Below are 17965 nucleotides of genomic sequence, written 5' to 3' on the forward strand. Positions count from 1 at the left end.
CTTGTCGTAAAATCTGAAATCTCCTCTCTGTCGTGGACATGGCGTGCTCCCTTAACCTCCGCAGTAACACTCAGAAGGGGCGGGCCATGTCCGCGATCCATATCCTTGCTGAATTCCAGCGTTCTAGCATAAAAAGAAATAGAATCTTGTCCGATTAAGGCATGAGGAATGACCGAGCCTGTGTCTTTTTCACACGAGCAGGTTCCTTGATTATTTGGAGTGAAAACATGAAAAAGAGCGTACTTCTCTTGTTTGGATCAGTCCTTATCACCAGTTGCTCATTGATTGCTCAGGATGACACGCAACACGACAATGTTCAGCAGCTCTCCGTTGCAACTCTGGTTCAGGAAACAGAGCCTCAACCCAAAAGTGTTCAGCAGCTCTCTGTTGAAACCTTGGTTCGGGAAACAGAGGCGACCTATGCCTACTATCTGGCCCAGCCCGAATATAACCAGGAAATGGCCACCCAAAAAACTGCTGCCGAGGTTCGAAAAAGAAAAGGGGTCTCTGAGGTGAGAGTCCTGTCACCGGGGCGTCTTTTTCTTGTTTTCGCAGATGGAAATGAGCTTCTGCTCATGCTCGGTCAGGATACCTTGTAGGAAGGGAATTACAGCATGGTTCCGTGAGGCCCCTGAAAAGAGAGGATTTGTTTGGTGAGTTGATCAAGCCATTGTATACTTCATCGTAAGAAGGTCCATGCCTATTCCTTTTCAGAGAGAAAAATGATGCCCAAATTTTTAATCGTCGACGATGAGCCTACCAATAGCCTTTTACTCAAGAAATATTTGGAAAAGTATGGAGAGTGTGATCTGGCAGAAAACGGCCAGGAGGCCATCGATGCTGTGCGTCACTCATTTGATGTTTGCGATCCTTATGATTTGATCTGTTTGGACATTATGATGCCCATCATAGACGGAAACGACACCTTGAAAGAAATTCGAATGATTGAAGAGGAATCAGCGCAATCTGATCTCTCGACAAAGGTGTCCAAAATCGTCATGGTCACTGCCCTCTCCGACATTAAAACCGTGTTTGAATCCTACAACAACCTCTGTGATGGCTATCTGACCAAGCCGATCACAAAAAATAAATTCATAGAAACGTTGACGAAATTAGAAGTAATCCCTTCCTGAGTCGTTCCGATTTTCACGCATGGGAAGAGCAAGACACGACTGAACGGCTTATTGGATTTTTCATTGCCTGTGCAGACTTTTTTCTGGCTAGGAAGGTTTCACAAACAAGGAAACCGGTGCATTGTTGATTTCTCATGGATTCGGCTGAAATTTTTTAACGCAGTGCCGCAGTTGTTGAATGCTTTTCTCTTCACGTTGACGACGATACCGTAATTCAATATAGAGACGGGTGATCTCTTCAACCTCCTCGTGCAGTTCCGGTGCATTTTGCCTGAGAAAGGCTGCATAATCCAGAGGACCCTGGTGTGGCAGCTTGGCAAGCCCGGCCTGCGCAGTTTTTTGCAGAAACTGTGTGTACAGTTCGTGTACCCTATCCCTGGGTTCTGTTCTTTGCAAACGTCGTTTAATCCAGCGAAGGACAAGCAAAGACAATATGAACAGGGAGGGGAGGACCATAACCAGGAGCCAGCTCCCCTGTCTTCCCAGAGAGAGGCCCAGCTTTTGTAAGAGGGCTATCTGATCCTCAGCGGAAAATCCCATAAACCACATGTTCCAGCGGATGTTGATCGCCTCCCAGGTCATGGTGACCATAGAAATCCAGTCTGTTTGCAGCCAATTTTGAACGGGTTGCTGTCCGCCTGCCATCGCTTCCTGGTTCCGAACCTGATCAATACGCTCTGGAGCAACGACAAAGGTCGGATCCACCCGAACCCATCCCTCCCGTTCAAACCAGAGTTCACACCAGACATGGGCATCGGATTGGCGGATCGTGAAAAATTTGCCTACACCATTCCAGCGTCCCCCCTGATAGCCGCCAACGATTCGCGCCGGTATACCAGCGGCGCGCATGAGCACGGCATAGCTGGCTGCATAATGTTCGCAGAATCCTTTGCGGCTTTGGAAGAGGAAATCGTCAATGGAATCTGTACCCAATGTTCCAGGTTGCAGGGTGTAGCTGAAATCATGCTCTTTAAAATATTGAAGACCTGCCTGCATTCTTGCTCTGGGCTCAACAAATTTTTCTGCCCACAGTTTCCCCAGGGCAACCGCTTGCGGATTTTTCCCCGGAGGTAGCTTCAGGGTGAGTGGCGAGGCCTCTTGTATCGGCACTTCTTGGGCATCCAGAATGGAGGTAAGGTTGTAGTTGAAGCGTTGGCGAACTGGCAGACGGGTGCGCAGAGTTTGGTCCTCATAAACTGTTGCCACACCATGGGCCGTCAGAGGCAGGTCGAGTGCGAAAAGGGTGCGGTATCCATGCGGTTCAAGCATGATGGTGTATTGGGCCTTCTCGGTTCCTTGAATCTGTGTTTGACGCGGTTGCGGTGCCGACACAGGGGACCAGTTGCGACCGTCAAAGCGCTGAAAGACAATACCCCGCCAATAGAGCTGACTCGCCCTGGGGAGACTTGAGGTGAAGGAGGCGGAAAAGGCCGGTGCATTATTGAGGGCAAGGCGGCTTACATCCCCGATACGCAGGGTATTGGAAAAGCCGGAGTGCGCTTGCCTGGACCACGGCGTGCCCCAGAAACTGCCTGAGAGTCGAGGGAATAAGAGGAACAAAAGCAGCATGAGCGGGATCGCCACCAGGATTAACCTGGCAGAAAGACGGAAATGCTGCCTCAGCTCCGTTTTGGGGTCATTGAGATGAACAAGTACACCGGTGGTCACCCAGACAGAGACAAAGAGGTAGAGTGTCATTGCCAGGCTTTCAAAGACAAACAGGCTGGTGATGGTGAGGAAACAGGCAAGAAACACCGTGACCATGCTATCTCGATAACTCTGCACTTCAAGTGGTTTGATACCTGCCATGACAGCCAGCAAGGTAATGAAATCGCCTCCGTCAAAGCGCATTCCCGATGAAAGCAGGACCGCTACAACGCCAAGGCAAAAGAGAAGAAGTCGTACGATGCGACCTGGTTGAGGCCAGTTGTATTTGTGGCGCAGGAGAATATAGCTCCAGGCTATAAGTGACCAGAGCACGGCCCATGGTGGTAGTTCTAAAAGAAGCGGGGCCATGGCGACAGCCAGGGCAAAGATAAGTGCACCAATGGGTTGCTCGGTCATCTTTTACCTCGGCGTAAAAAGGGCCAGAGCGCGCAGGCAGCGATTACGGTGAGCACGTCCCGTATCTGGAGGCAGCAGTGGGTGACCGGGGAGCTGTAAACCAAAGCGTGTTTGCTGCCGCTCGCCGGCAAGGATGTGGTAACAGAGAATGGAGAGTTTTCTCTCAAGATCACTGCCTGGAATGAGGCTTAAGTTGAGCACCTGTTCCCCACCACGCAGGCCGGTGAATGTTTTGACGTGCAGTCCCTGGCCTCGGGAAAACGAGGGCCAGTGAATGCGGCCTGGCGAGTCACCGGGCTGGTAGGCGTTGAGCCCGGCAAAGTCATCCACTCCGGGCAGGGAGGTTGCTGTGGTTGCCCCTGTGCCAAAGTCACTCTCTGACACGGGCAGGGAAGCGGAGATAGGTTTGGGATATACAAGGTACTCTTCATTGGTTTCGATGCGGGACCAGGCCCGAAACAAGCCTGTGGGGTATTCGCTGTGAATGCGCAGTGGGCCGGTTTGATACAAGCCTCGCTGGGTAGTCGGAAGGGGGACAGCCACACGGGTACGTTCTGTGGGATCGACATGTTGCTCTGTACCCTGTTGCCTGGAAAATGACCAATGTAGCCCTTTTCTCAGGCGACCGTTGCCTTGAACATGGATTTCGATTAGGGCTGGCTCTCCGGCAAAGGTTGGCGTTGTTTCAGTGGTGACGAGCTGCAGTCCGTATAGCATGCCGTAGGTATGCATCATGGAGCTGAGCATAATACTGCCAAGCAGAAAGGTTAAAAGAAAGCCCAGATTATTATTGTAGTTGATGGAGCCCAACAACATCGCCACCAGCAGGAGCAGGAAAAGAAACCCATAGCCGGTGGGAAGAATAAAAATATTGCGCAATCCCAGTTTGACTGGAATGGAAGACTGTCCCACCAGACGATAAAAGGTACGGGCGACAAAACGGATCACGGGACTGCAACCTCGTGAAAAAGTGATTCGAGACGCTTGCCTGATATTTCAGCATAATCATCGCGGGATCTGAGCCGATGGCCCACCACAGGAACAAGAATCGCCTGCAGGTCTTCAGGAAGGACAAAATCCCTGCCGCTCATCATTGCCCAGGATTTGGCGGCCTGGAGGAGCGCCAGTCCGGCCCGCGGTGAAAGCCCCATGTGAAAATGCGGACTGGTGCGGGAGAAAGCAAGGATATCCTGGAGATAGGCAATAAATGGCTCGGCCGCATCCACCGCTCGTACCTGATGCTGCAGCTTCAGGACATCCTGCGGGGTAAGACATTGTTGGGTGTAGGTCAGGGCCTGGCGTTGTATGGTATCACCAAGCAGGAGTTGTCGCTCTGCTGCGCGGTCGGGGTAGCCCAGCTCGATACGCATGAGAAAGCGGTCCATTTGTGATTCAGGCAGGAGAAAGGTGCCTGAAAGCTCTACAGGATTTTGGGTGGCAATGACGAAAAAGGGCTCAGGCAAAAGCCGGGTTTCCCTATCTGTGGTCACCTGCCGTTCTTCCATGGCCTCAAGCAGCGCGCTCTGGGTCTTGGGGGTGGCTCGGTTAATTTCATCTGCCAACAATACCTGGGTAAAGACCGGTCCCGGATGAAAGATGAATTCACTGGTTGTGCGATCAAAGATGGTGCTGCCCAGGATATCGCCCGGCAACATATCGCTGGTGAACTGAACCCGCCTGAATTCAAGCCCCATGCAGCCGGATAAAACCTTGGCAAGCGTTGTTTTGCCAATGCCCGGAATATCCTCTATGAGCAGATGACCACCGGCAAAGAGGCAACTCAGCGCCAGTTTGATTTGTTCGTGTTTGCCCAGTATCGTTTGGCCGATCTGGTCAATGATATGGTTGAGTTGTGCCTGTTGGGGCATAAGTTGCGTCCCTGAAAAGTGGTTACTTGGTTTTTTGCTGCGGATTTCTGCTGGTAGAACACCATAGGGCAGATGCGCTGAGAATCCAGGTCCAGCACAAAAAAAATCGACAGAGCCGTGATCACCGGCTTATCCAGAAGGGCGGGCTAGAAAAAAACCGGACACCAGTCATCACTTGAAAATTCAATCTTTTTCTTTTGAATAAGGTCAAGGCAGATATCAACACAAGGGGGATGATAGAGGGTTCCCCGTCCTTCCCGTATGGCCTCCATGGCCTTTTCGATCCCAAGGGCAGGGCGATACGGCCTGTGCGAAGTAATCGCCTCAACAACGTCGGCCACGGTTAAGATTTTTGCCTCCAGAAGAATGTCGGGACCGGTGAGTCCACGCGGGTAACCTGAGCCGTCTAAATGTTCATGATGCTGGTAGACGATTTCTGCTACCGGCCAGGGGAAGTGTATTGGCTTTAGAATGGAATATCCGACTTCGGGGTGGCGTTTGATAATGGCCCGTTCCTCTTCAAGGAGTTGCGTTGGCTTGGCCAGATACTCAAATGGAAGGGTAATTTTGCCGATATCATGTAACAGAGCGGCAATGTGTAGCCCTTCGATCTGCTCCTGTGAGAGTCCCATCGCACTTGCTATGGCGCAGGCAAGCCGGTCAACACGTATCTGATGCCCTGCCGTATAAGGATCTCTATTTTCCGTTGTTGAGGCGAGAGAGAAGACGGTTTCTTCTAAACTTGTGTGCAGGTCATCGCGGCTTTTCTTGAGTGCTTCCAAGGCCATCTTCCGTTCTGTGATATCACGCGCAATACCTCGGTAGCCAACGAGTTTTCTCTTCGTATTTGGGGTGACAAAAGGCACTGCATTATTTTCCAGCACCACAATTTGCCCGCTTTTGCCCAGGCAGGTACACTCAAAGCCGACAATTTTTTTTTTATTTTGGAGACGTTGTTGAAACGCTTCGGCCAATTGGCTCGCTGACCAGGGAGAGGCAATATCCATGAGGGTTTTTCCCAGGATTTCTTCAGGCGTGAAACCAAGCATGGTGAAGACCTGCGGACTGGAATAGGTGTATCTTCCATCCTGATCCGCCTCCCATATCCAATCGCTGGTTGTTTCGAGAAGGTTGCGAAAGCGGGTATTGCTCTGCTCCAGTGAAGCCATGAGTTGTTTTTGATTCAGAATGATAACACTGCGATCCTTATCTGCTTTTAGTGCCTGCCGGATTGAGTAGGCGGCAAGCAAGGACACAATGAAGAGGATACCGGTACAGATGAAGGAGAGTTTATTGCGAATTTGAGTGAAATCGGCAAGCACATCATCCTGATACAAGCCGGTGCCTATCACCCATCCCCAAGGTTTGAATTCCATGACATAAGATGATTTCAGCGAAATTTTGGCGGGATCATCTTTCCACTGCCACATATAATCAACATAGCCGCCCCCCTGGTGTTTGATGGTTTTGACAAACTCGACAAACGGATAAGTCCCATTCGCATCTTTGAAGGAGGACACATCTTTTCCCTCAAGGTCAGGGCGGTAGGGATGCATGACCACCCTGGGGAAAAGGTCATTTATCCAGAAGTAATCTTTGTTTTCGGTGCCGTAGCGTAAACGGCGAATGCGGGCAATGGCGCGGTCTTGAGCTTCCTTTCTCGACAATTCACCGGAGGTCTCGCGTTCGTGATAGGATTCGACCAGGCTAACGACTGTTTCAGTCTGTTCCTTGATGGCTTCCTGTTTTCTGGTGATAAAACTTTGTTCAAGTTGGGGAAGCAGGACGTAGTAAATTGCAGTGATAAAGAGCAGGAGAGTTAAAAATAAGGGGAGTGCAATGCGGAAAGAAATACTTGAGAGAATGTTTTTGAGTCGGTTGTGTGGCATGGCATCCGTGAAGGCTCGCATCCTGTTCACTGTGAGGCGAAAGATGTGGGCAAGCTGTTAAAAGGGGCAATACGTTCCTCTCTTCAGCATATCATAGCATACCCTTGAATATTTCAGATCATGCTGCTATTGAATTTTTCCCTAAACCGCGAGTGTTCAGGGACCAGCTACTGTCACGGATTCAGTTTTTTGGAGCCGAGTCACTGTCTTTTTGCAGACGAAAAATCTGCCAGGTTCTGGTCCAGCCCCAGCTTGCGGGGAGGCGATCGGCTTTGAGGTGTTCCCTTACGGTCTTCGCGTCTTGAGGGGCTAATTGCGCTGAGATTGTCTGCCACCAGCTTCCTTCGCGATTCAGCAGCCAGGGAGCAAGCCACTGTTCGCTCAAGCCAACGGTCTCAACCAATGTGAGCTGGTTCCATGCTTGAAGTTTGAGTTTATCCAGTTTTTCCCAGGCCTCCTGGTCGGGCAGGGGGGCTCGTTTTTCGTAAAATTCTTTCTCCGCCTCCTTTACCTGCGCATAAATCCCAGGTTCCAGACAATCCTGCAGCAGATCGCTGAGTCTACTGCCCACCCCTGGCAGAGGCTGGCAACCGTAAATCCAACCGCCTGGAACCAGTTTTGGGGTAAGGGTGTTGAAACATTCAAGCTCCTGCACATTGGCCAGCCCATCAATTACAATGTGTTCCCATTGCATGGAGGTGAGTTGGGGATGCTGATCCCAATGCAGGTTCGCAAGTGAGCTCTCTACCAGGGTGGGGCGCTCGGCCTCAGGTAGGGTTTCCATGGAAAATTCGACCAATTGCCGGTACTCCTTGCGGTCCACCAGGGCAGTGAGCCCCCCTTCTGGGACCTTGCGAAACAACTCCCAGAAAAGACGGTTCCAGCGGAGGGGGGTAAGGAGAATGCGATCGGAACGGGCAACTTTCATTGAGTCCGTCAATGCTTCAAGCAGCTTTTTGCGTGAAGTCGATTGCCCCTGGACGCGACGTATCCAACGATCCCGCTCTTTATCGCCAGGGCTAAATGAGAGGATTTCAGGATCTTCGCTGAGCATCTGATCAAGCTGGTCTTCCCGTCGGCGAATAACCTGCTCTTGAATGTCCCCCTCATGACCTTGCCTGCTTGGCTGATAAAAGATGCGTCCCTTGAGCGTTTCCGGTAGATATTGCTGGGCCACCCAGTGTTCGCGAAAGGCGTGCGGATATTTATAGCCTTTGCCATGACCAAAACTGTGTGCGTCCCGACTGGCATCTCGCAGATGGTTGGGAATTTCCGCCTCATCACGCTCTACGGCATCGAGGGCATCAAAAAAAGCCAATGACGAGTTGGATTTGGGACAGGTAGCCAGGTAGAGAGCGGCATGGGTGAGATGGAAATTCCCCTCAGGCAAGCCCACCCGATCATAGGCGGAAGCTGCTGCCTCCACGACGCCCAGGGCCTGGGGATCGGCCATGCCCACATCCTCGCAGGCGGAGATGAGCATACGGCGAAAGATGTAGCGCGGATCCTCGCCCGCCCGAATCATCCGTGCCATCCAATACAAGGCGCCATCCGGGTCGGAACCACGCAGAGATTTGATAAAGGCGCTGATGGTGTCAAAATGATAATCACCCTCCTTGTCATAGAGAACAGCCCGCTGCTGGATGGATTCTTCGGCAGTTTCAAGCGTGATATGAATGCGGCTCGCTTCTGGAGGGGGAAAGGTCTCCGGCGTGGTCTCGACCGCGAGTTGCAAGGCGTTCAACAGTGAGCGGGCATCACCCGCAGCCACCTTCACCAGATGATCAAGAGCCTCCTGGTCAAACTCCACCTGCCATTTCCCATATCCTCGTTCGCTATCCTTCAGGGTCTGAGAGGCGATCTGACGCAGGTTGTCTTCGCTTAAGCCCTTGAGCTGAAACACACGGCTACGACTGACCAAGGCCTTATTCACTTCAAAATAAGGATTTTCTGTGGTGGCTCCAATGAGAATAAAGGTGCCTTTTTCCACCCAGGGAAGCAGGGCATCCTGCTGGGATTTGTTCCAACGATGGACCTCATCGATAAAGAGGATGGTGCGCCGGGAATACCCCTCCTGAGCCTTTCTGGCTTCCGTGATCGCCTCACGGAGATCCTTGACGCCACTGAGTACTGCGTTCATGGAGACAAAACGGCTCGCTGTGGAGTTGGCAATGACGCGGGCAAGCGTGGTTTTTCCCGTGCCCGGAGGGCCATAAAAGATAAGCGAGGTGAGTTGATCTGCCCGAATCGCCCGCTTTAAAAGCCGCCCTTCGCCGAGGATATGTTCCTGGCCCACATACTGTTCCAGGGTGCGCGGACGCATTCGTGAGGCCAAGGGTTCGGTGGCAAAGGTATTCGCGTGGGCAAAGAGATCCATGGAGGAAGCCTGAATAAAAGAATGGTCATACGGGGCCTGAGTAATCTCTGCCACTCTACAGAAGTTACCAGGACTCGACAACTCTTCGATTGCAGGTCGGGCAAACAAATCAGTGCGGTAGGTATACCCTTGTATCGTGACCACCTGCCATCATTGATTCAGGTATACTTTTGACGAACAGTACTTATGGTGTTGGACCAACACCCCGGCGTCATGGAGTCGCCGGGAAAACCCATTTTTTGGAGAGCCTGTCATGATGCAAGACTGGAATGCCTACCGTGATTCCCTGATGGAACAAATAAACGATTATGCCAGCCAGAGCCCGGATGTTATGCGTGGTTTGATGACAATCAATAATGCTGGAGCCAAGACAGGTAAGCTGGACCCGAAGGTTCATGAGCTGATCGCTATCGCGGTGGCCGTGACTACCCGTTGTGATGGATGCATTGCCGCCCATGTGCAAAAGGCGGCTGAACTCGGTGCCACCAAGGAGGAGATTTCCGAAGCAATGGGCGTTGCCATTGCCCTCAACGCCGGTGCGGCACTGGTGTACTCCTCACGTGCCTTGGAGGCATATTCACAACTGGATGATACAAAGTAACTCATCGCCGAAATAAAAAGGGCCGACGTCAACAGAGGTGTTGCGTCGGCCTTTTTGGGTATCCGTTGATAGCTACCGGCTGTCTCGGATTTTTTTGTTCTTCGACCTCCCACCACTCAGGGAGCGTATAGATATTTGCTTTCTCGCTTCGTGTCTGCGTTCTGCAGGCGTTTCTTAATAATCATCTGTTAGTGTCTGTAAGAAAGCCACCAACGCCTCAACTTGCTCCTCGGTTAAGCCAATATCACCTACTATTACCCCGTCAACGAGATTGTCTGTAACCTCAGGAGTGAACCCACTGCTGTTATTGATAAAAGAAACCATGTCGTAAAGGGTCGGGAAGCTGCCATTATGAGAATAAGGGGCTGACACAGCAATGTTGCGCAGGGTGGGAATTTTGAACTTACCGTCTTGAGTTGGATCGTTGACAATCGGTCCCAAACCTAAATCAGGTGGTTGGGAACCTAACAGCGGATTAGCCGGTACGCCGATATTCGCATAGCCATAGGTGGTGAACAGGGGTTTTGTTGTCGTGGTCGCATGGCAAGATGCACAGTGATTTTCGAAAAGATCTTCACCAACTTGTTCCTGCTCTGTGAATTTTTCATGAGCCAGATCAAATTTAGACGTAAATTTGGTCACATCTTCAGACCGCTCATAGGCGGCGACTGCCCGAGCAAAATTATTCCAGTCATCCTCTGTCGGAGGTGTCGCAATGTTTTGCCCGAACGTCTGTACCCAAAGAGAATAATAGGAAGAATCTCGGATGACTTCAAGAACGGCCTCCGATGATTCCATAGCCATTTCCACAGGGTTGAGAGGGGGCCCCTGGGCTTGTTCTGCAAGTGGATCGCCAAGGATGGCGCCAGTCGCACGGCCGTCCCAGAACATACCGCCAAAATAGTCAACGCTCCCATCGTCATTGGTGACCGAATATAAAGCAGGGCTGTATCCCGCATAAGCAGAAGAGGGGGCGTTCCGACCGCCTAAGCTTTCTCCGTCAGAACCTACTGAGACAACCATGTCGTACGGATGAAGGAAATTTGAACGGTCGGCAAAGCCCGCAAGAGGGTGATGACAGGTCTGACAGGATTGATTGCCGTATTGGGATATGTTTTTGTCCTTATAGATGTGCATACCCAATCGTTCCATTGTGTTGTTGACATCTGGTTTTTGAGCGGCAACTAACATGGTTGCGCCGGAGATGAAGGCAATTCCCAATCCTGTTGTGACGAAAAATTTTCTCATGCATCTTCCTCCTTTTGACCTTGATTGTTCATTTAGTTGCAGTGGTGATACGGCCAGTGTTTGTGGCATAGATTCTGAACGATGATACTTTGATTGGCTAAAAGGGAGGTGCCAACGTATGGTATCGTAGAAAAGGGAGGTGGGAGAAGAATTCTTCCCTTTTGATTCGTTCACTTTATGAACAACGTTTAAAAAGGAGAAAGGTTACATTTCGAACATAACTTTTTTTATGCTGAACTCCAGGAGGCGGTGAATGCTCAAGGATTCAGGTCTATAGAGATGTTCCAGCGAGAGATAGGCAACTTGCCTGGTTCATTGAAAAAAATGAAATAAGGGGGAGGGGCACACAGAGATTGAAGTGCTATACAACGACAATCCTGTTACGACCTTGCTCTTTAGCCATGTAAAGGGCTTTGTCCGCTTTGACGATAAAATCGTCAGGGTGGTCGTAATTATTTTCGATAAGCGTCATGCCAATACTCACGGTAAACTGTATCACGCTGTCGTCTTCAGTTCTGATTGTCAAAGCGGAAAAATTGGTTCGCAACCTTTCTGCAACCCCTACTGCCTGGTTGATATCAGATTCAGGCAGTACAATTATAAACTCTTCCCCGCCCCATCTGCCAAAAATATCGGTTCGCCGAAGAACACCATGCGCTTCATCAACAAGAACCTGTAACACCTGATCGCCAGTATCGTGACCATATGTATCATTGATTTTTTTGAAGTGATCAATATCGAGAACTAACAAGGCGAGTTTGTGGCCATATCGTTGCCCCCTGGCCAACTCCTGTTTGAAAAACTGCAAGAACGCCCGTCGGTTTTTTGCGCCTGTTAATGGGTCTGTCGTCGCTAACCTTTCGAGCTCTTTTTCCATCTGTATTCTTTTGGTCATATCCACAATGATTATAATTGTCCCAGAAAATTTTCCTGAAATATCAAGAAATTGGGAAAATATGACATGGAAATATTTCTTCTTTGATTCGAGATACTTCTCATTTACTGCTTTTTCTTTTTTGCTCTGGAGGAAATCGTCGTAATCATTCGCTAGCCAAGGAAATTTTTCAATAAATTTTATATCCCTCTTGTCATGTGCATAGTATCGCTCTCCAGGAACAGAATCGTTGAAAAAGAGAGATGAAGCTGAAAAATTTATATTTTCAATTTTCCCGGCAGAGTCGACAATAAGAACAGGATCGGAGAGACTTTCAAAAAAAGTAAGGTATTTATTTTTCTCGTTTGTCATGAGTCGATTCCTGTCTTGCAATTCACTGATGAACTGCCCTTCGTTCGATGACGTCCAGGCTATGCAAAAAGAAATCTCCACACGATCAAAAAATCTATTGATGATGTTGGAAAATATCTGCTTTTCCTGAGAATTGAACTCTGATTCTTTGATCAAATCCTGATACGACTGATGGTAATATTTCATCAGGCCGAGAAACATTCCCAGATTTATGCCCCGTTCCCGGTGCCGCTTTGCTTCCGAGGTCCCAAATAGGGTTGCGGGATCGCAGGTATAGTCCTCTTCCGGTCCAAGTTCGACAGCCTCACCCCTCATTTTTATCAGTTCAACCAGAGAACTGGAGAGTCCTGAAATGGATAAGCGCCACGCCTCTTTTAGAGTTGAGGTGTACTTGGTGTAATTCCTCTGTTGCGCATAGGCCAAAATTCTCTCCATGAGCCAATCCTCATGGTCATTAATGTAGGTAATAAGCTGGGTGAGCATCTGTTTCATGGCTGCAGAAAATGGATGTATCGTTGACTCGCTTGGCCGGGACGATGGCAAGAGAAGCGCAGAGTTCTTTCGCCAGATCTCTGGCAATGAATGAGATCTGAGGACAATGCGAAGAACTGAGGAAACAAACCTAAAAAATTTCCCCATTTGTGTTATTTCAAGGCATCTAGCCCAATACAATAACCGTACTCATCTTAAACAATCTTGCAAAGTTTTTCATTTCTCTGTGAGGGCAAGCAGACCTCTTCCTCCGATGCAGCAGGTTCAGCCAAGAACCATCCTCTTGGTGTTTACTGGGGATTTGTTACGCCAAAAACGAAGGTCAGCAAGCAGCGGTTACTCCTGCTGGAATTTGCATAAAAAGAAAGCGGGGTGTACAACTACCAAATGTGATTGATCAATATTTCTCCCGGCATGACGCAGACTCGGACAGGTGCTTGTTACAAGTGCGACAGAATTGCAGAGTCCTCTTGCTGTGCGTGTTTGCGGAACTGTATTTTGGTTCTTCTATCGGGTAAACCCATAGCATAAAGGAAGCCACTCGTGAGTAATGCCAAGAAAAGAACATTTTCTATCCGTATTACTGTCTTGGGAATTTTCTTTATTCTGATTGGGCTGACAGCAGGTCTTGCCCTGTATCTGCAGTATTATTTCAGTAGGGATCTTGCCGGTACCGCAGCAGAAAATGCTTTTCTTGCCACTTCGGAGCGAGTTGGCGAGCGAATACAGGCTTTGGATCGCCAAAGTGCCAACCTGGTTGGTCTGCTTGGGAATCTGACCGAATTTAAACACTACCCGGATGTTGCCAGCGAGCGGCATGTACTCACTCTGCTTGCCGGGATGATGGACCAGAATCCCAATTTTTATTCGATTTATATCGGCTATGAGACCGGTGATTTTTTTGAAATCATCAATCTGGAGAGTAACGAGAATATCAGAGGGGCGTTCAACGCCGCTCCACATGATCGCTGGGTTCTGATCAAAATAAAGGAGAGGGATGGCAAGCGATGGAAGGATACCTCGTATCTGGATCAGCACTTTACCGCTCGCCTGCAGACGCAGGAACAAACAGACTATGACCCCCGGTCGCGCCCCTGGTTTGTTGAAGCCAACAAATCAATAGGGACCGTAAAAACTCGTCCTTATTTCTTTTCGTTGCTCAAGGCTCCGGGGGTGACCTTTGCCAAAAGTCTGGAGGGGGGGCAACGAGTTGTAGCCGCCGACATATCGCTTGCCGGCATGTCTCGTTTCCTGCAAGAGCAACGTGTGCTCCCTAGCAGTGAGGCATTCCTTTTTGATGCGAGGGGAACGATCACTGCAAGTACCATGAAGTCCAGCGGAGTCAAGGTGGCCGGGACAACAACCGCCCTTTTTCTAAGTGATGAGGAAAAAGCCTTTCTTGCCACTCATCCCATTATTACAGCCTCCAATGAGATGGACTGGCCACCCTTTGATTTTACAATGAGCGGCAAACCCAAAGGGTACTCCATTGAAATGCTCGACCTATTGGCCCAAAAGGCCGGATTTCGAGTCGAGTACGTCAATGGTTTCACCTGGGATGAACTGGTCGAGCTGTTTTCAAAAGGCAAACTTGATCTCTTGCATTCGCTCATGCGGAACCAAAAGCGTGAGCGCATGGGCATTTTTTCCGACTCATACATTCCCACCTATCAGGCGTTTGTCACCAGGGATGAGCTGCCTCTTCCCACTTCTCTGCATGAGCTCGAAGGAAAAACCGTCGCCATCCCTAAAGGTTGGTATACAGATCACTACTTAAGTGACCATTATCCCCAAATTACCCTGTTGCGTGTTGGCTCAACCCTTGAAGCATTGAGAGCTGTCGCCGAGGGACGTGCCGATGTCACTCTGGATATCGATCCTGTTCTCCGTTTTTTGGTCTCCTCCTATTTTTTGAAAAATGTGCAGGTCGGGGGCAGGATTACCGAGCTTTCCCAAGACGGAAGCTGCGGTTTGCATTTTCTGGTACGTCCTGAACAGCAACTGCTCGCCTCCATTTTGAACAAGGCTCTCACCACACTCACCGATACTGAACGTTCCCGTCTTGATGCGAAGTGGTTGGGTACAGGAAAACTGATTGATCAATCTCCCCAACAGGTCGGCGCGCTTCCGCACCCAGGGTTGCTGCAGCTTGCGCAAGATGCAGGCGAGCAGGGGAAAATGCAGATCATGCAGCTTAAAGGGGAAAAATATTATGGCTATGTAGCCAGAATCCAATCTCTCTATGGTAACCAACAGGAATTTATCGGGTTGCTCGTCCCTGTGAACACGGTTCTCCGTCCGTATATGGAAAAGGTGCAGGTTTCCCTGCTTGTTACTCTTGCCTGGCTCTTTCTCTTGACGCCAATAGTCTGGTATTGTGCCACCCTTATTGTGCGGCCCATTAATTCCCTGGTTGTAGAGAGTAATAAGGTGAAAAACCGAGAATACGACAAGGTGGGGATTGTCGAGAGTAATATCACGGAAATCTATGGACTTTCCAGATCCATTGTCTCCATGTCCGCCTCAATTAGGGACTATGAGCAATCCCAACGTGAGATGATGGACTCCTTCATTAAGCTGATCGCCACGGCCATTGACCAAAAATCTCCCTATACCGGAGCCCATTGCGCCCGTGTACCCGAACTGGCAATTATGCTTGCAAGGGCAGCCAGTGAGAGTAACAATGCATCGCTAGCAGATTTCTGCATACAAGGTGAAGACCAATGGCACGAATTCCGTACAGCGGCCTGGTTGCACGACTGCGGAAAAGTGGCCACTCCCGAGTACATTGTTGATAAGGCCACGAAGCTGGAAACCATATACAATCGCATCCATGAGGTGCGCATGCGATTTGAGGTTCTCTTGCGTGATGCGGAAATTGAATACTGGCGACTGGCGGGCAGGGGCGGAGATGTGGAAGACCTTGCTCAAGCTCTTGAAGAAAAACGAGAGAAAATCCGCGATGATTTTACCTTTATAGCCCAATGTAATATGGGCAGCGAATGTATGTCTGAGGAGGCAAAGGTGCGCCTCCAAGCAATTGCACAGCAAAAATGGATGCGCAACCTGGATAATCGCCTTGGCCTTGGCCCATTGGAGATCCTCCGTTATGATCAGGGAAATCAGCCCCTTCCTGTTGAGGAAACACTCCTTGCAGACAAGCCGGAGCACATCGTTGCGCGTCCCCAGAACAAACAGGAGAACGGGCGGGATTTCGGGTTTCTCATGGAAAAACCAGAACATCTCTACAATATGGGAGAGGTGTACAATTTGAGCATCAGCAAAGGAACGCTCACGGCTGAAGATCGTTATACGATCAATGAACATATCATTACCACCATCCGTATGCTTGAGACCTTACCGTATCCTGAAAACATGACCCATATCCCCGATTACGCGGGGACGCACCATGAAACACTTATTGGTACCGGATACCCCCGAAAACTCAAGGCCCAGGATATCGGAATCCCTGGTCGCATCATGGCTATTGCCGATGTCTTTGAGGCTCTCACCGCCTCTGATCGTCCTTACAAGACAGCCAAGACACTGAGTGAATCAGTACATATTCTCAGTACTATGGTCGAAGAACAGCACCTTGATGCCGATTTATTCACCTTGTTTCTGGAAAGCGGTATTTACCTTGATTATGCCAATAAATTTCTTGATCCTGCGCAGATAGACACCGTCGATATCCCCTCCATTCTCGTTGCGTTGCAGAAGCAGCAATCAGCTGCAACCAATGCTGCCGCCTGAGCATGACGAGCTCTCCTTGTGGACTCAGCGAGGATGGAGGAAGTGGAAAATCTTTAAACACCGCATCCTGACAGGGAGACGGCTTCCCCATATGTATTTGGCGGCATGAGAGATATGGACCATGTTTGAACCCGCAATACGGCTGCGCCACGAGTTGCATCGTTATCCTGAATTGTCTGGAAAGGAGCAAGGAACAGCAAGGCGGCTTGTACAATTTTTTTGTGCATTTCAGCCTGATAGTATCATTGAACAACTTGGTGGCAATGGTGTCGCGGTTGTTTTTCGTGGAAAAGAACCTGGGCCGACCCTACTTTTACGCGCGGAGATGGATGGACTCCCCATTTCCGAGACCATTCAAACCACCTACTGCTCCTCACGGACAGGTGTGGCCCATAAGTGCGGGCACGACGGACACATGGCCATCCTCGCCGCCGTTGGTTGTCACCTTGCTGCGAAACGGCCTCATGAAGGAACGATTGTTCTGCTCTTTCAACCTGCGGAAGAGAGCGGAATGGGTGCCAATGCTGTTCTTCGTGATGCCAAATTTGCTGCAATAAAACCCCATTCTGTTTTTGCCCTCCATAATATCCCCGGTCTTCCCTTAGGTGAACTTGTTCTCAAGAAAGGTACCTTTGCCTGCGCATCAAGAGGGATGGTCGTGGGCCTCCATGGTATGTCCGCACATGCCGCGCAACCGGATACAGGGCGAAGCCCAGCGTTGGCAGTCAGCGAGATAGTGCAGCAGCTTACAAGGCTCCCTCAGGGAATTGCACCTGCCGGGGAGAACGCATTTGTCACGGTTGTCGGGGCAACCCTTGGTGAAAAAGCCTTTGGCATCGCTCCGGGTCGGGCTGAGATATGGGCCACCTTGCGCAGTGAACACGACGCAACCATGGCGAAAATGATTCGTTACAGCGAGCAGGTCGTGCAGGCATCGGCCTTGGCTGGTAAATTGAATTTTTCAATCGATTACGAGGATATATTCTCGGCAACGGTCAACAGTTCAACCGCGGTTGACCTTGTGCGTCAGGCACATGGAGACAACCCCTTGCGAATAGCGGAACAGCCCTTCCGTTGGTCCGAGGATTTTGGTCAATTCACGGCTCGTTTTCCAGGAGCACTCTTTGGGATGGGGGCGGGGACGAAAGTGGCTGATTTGCATCAGCCCGAGTATGATTTTCCCGACATGCTCATCCCCGAGGCTGCGAGGCTGTTTATGCGCCTTATTGGGCATTGTCCCGCTCAATTTGCATGACGACAATGCCGATAATTTTTTGTCCTCCCAATCCTTAAA

General features: G+C 50.0%; 12 protein-coding genes. 5 read left to right on the forward strand and 7 right to left on the reverse strand.

Annotation, left to right across the window (positions count from 1 at the left end; all coding sequences use genetic code 11):
• Positions 1 to 227: 227 nt before the first annotated feature.
• Positions 228 to 599 (forward strand): hypothetical protein, encoded by a 372-nt coding sequence (locus JWJ90_RS05845; protein WP_205226267.1) that lies wholly within the window; start codon positions 228 to 230, stop codon positions 597 to 599.
• Positions 600 to 722: 123 nt separating this feature from the next.
• Complete coding sequence (locus JWJ90_RS05850) at positions 723 to 1133, forward strand: response regulator (protein WP_205226268.1); 411 nt, start codon at positions 723 to 725, stop codon at positions 1131 to 1133.
• A 132-nt stretch (positions 1134 to 1265) separates the two neighbouring features.
• On the opposite strand, the gene JWJ90_RS05855 is transcribed toward JWJ90_RS05850, so the two are convergent.
• The 5 genes from JWJ90_RS05855 to JWJ90_RS05875 form a co-directional block, all read right to left on the reverse strand.
• Positions 1266 to 3197: a transglutaminase TgpA family protein gene (locus JWJ90_RS05855; protein WP_205226269.1), complete on the reverse strand. Its 1932-nt coding sequence runs from the start codon at positions 3195 to 3197 to the stop codon at positions 1266 to 1268.
• 3 nt (positions 3198 to 3200) lie between these two features.
• A complete protein-coding gene (locus JWJ90_RS05860; protein WP_205226270.1) occupies positions 3201 to 4145 on the reverse strand; it encodes a DUF58 domain-containing protein in 945 nt (314 codons plus the stop codon).
• Entirely contained in the window at positions 4142 to 5065 is a 924-nt protein-coding gene (locus JWJ90_RS05865; RefSeq protein WP_205226271.1) for an AAA family ATPase, read from the reverse strand. The genes JWJ90_RS05860 and JWJ90_RS05865 overlap by 4 nt, the downstream gene beginning before the upstream one ends.
• Positions 5066 to 5211: 146 nt before the next feature.
• The gene (locus JWJ90_RS05870) at positions 5212 to 6975 is read right to left on the reverse strand and encodes a cache domain-containing protein (protein ID WP_240194773.1); all 1764 of its coding nucleotides are present in this window, start codon (positions 6973 to 6975) and stop codon (positions 5212 to 5214) included.
• Between the two features lie 160 nt (positions 6976 to 7135).
• Positions 7136 to 9331 carry an AAA family ATPase gene (locus JWJ90_RS05875; protein WP_275889072.1) on the reverse strand — a complete coding sequence of 732 codons (2196 nt, stop codon included), beginning with the start codon at positions 9329 to 9331 and terminating at the stop codon, positions 7136 to 7138.
• Positions 9332 to 9584: 253 nt separating this feature from the next.
• Here JWJ90_RS05875 and JWJ90_RS05880 point away from each other — a divergent pair, with 253 nt between their 5' ends.
• Positions 9585 to 9932, forward strand: a complete 348-nt coding sequence (locus JWJ90_RS05880) for a carboxymuconolactone decarboxylase family protein (protein ID WP_205226273.1) — start codon at positions 9585 to 9587, stop codon at positions 9930 to 9932.
• Between the two features lie 174 nt (positions 9933 to 10106).
• Here JWJ90_RS05880 and JWJ90_RS05885 read toward each other — a convergent pair whose 3' ends face one another.
• Both JWJ90_RS05885 and JWJ90_RS05890 read right to left on the reverse strand, forming a co-directional pair.
• On the reverse strand, positions 10107 to 11180 hold the full coding sequence (locus JWJ90_RS05885; RefSeq protein ID WP_205226274.1) for a cytochrome-c peroxidase: 1074 nt from the start codon (positions 11178 to 11180) through the stop codon (positions 10107 to 10109).
• A 361-nt stretch (positions 11181 to 11541) separates the two neighbouring features.
• A complete protein-coding gene (locus JWJ90_RS05890; protein WP_240194774.1) occupies positions 11542 to 12918 on the reverse strand; it encodes a sensor domain-containing diguanylate cyclase in 1377 nt (458 codons plus the stop codon).
• 543 nt (positions 12919 to 13461) lie between these two features.
• Between JWJ90_RS05890 and JWJ90_RS05895 the strand changes: the two genes are divergently transcribed.
• Positions 13462 to 16671 carry an HD domain-containing phosphohydrolase gene (locus JWJ90_RS05895; RefSeq protein WP_205226275.1) on the forward strand — a complete coding sequence of 1070 codons (3210 nt, stop codon included), beginning with the start codon at positions 13462 to 13464 and terminating at the stop codon, positions 16669 to 16671.
• A 121-nt stretch (positions 16672 to 16792) separates the two neighbouring features.
• Positions 16793 to 17926 (forward strand): amidohydrolase, encoded by a 1134-nt coding sequence (locus tag JWJ90_RS05900; RefSeq protein WP_205226276.1) that lies wholly within the window; start codon positions 16793 to 16795, stop codon positions 17924 to 17926.
• Positions 17927 to 17965 lie beyond the last annotated feature (39 nt).

This window comes from Desulfobulbus rhabdoformis, assembly GCF_016919065.1.
In the GTDB taxonomy this organism is placed as follows: domain Bacteria; phylum Desulfobacterota; class Desulfobulbia; order Desulfobulbales; family Desulfobulbaceae; genus Desulfobulbus; species Desulfobulbus rhabdoformis.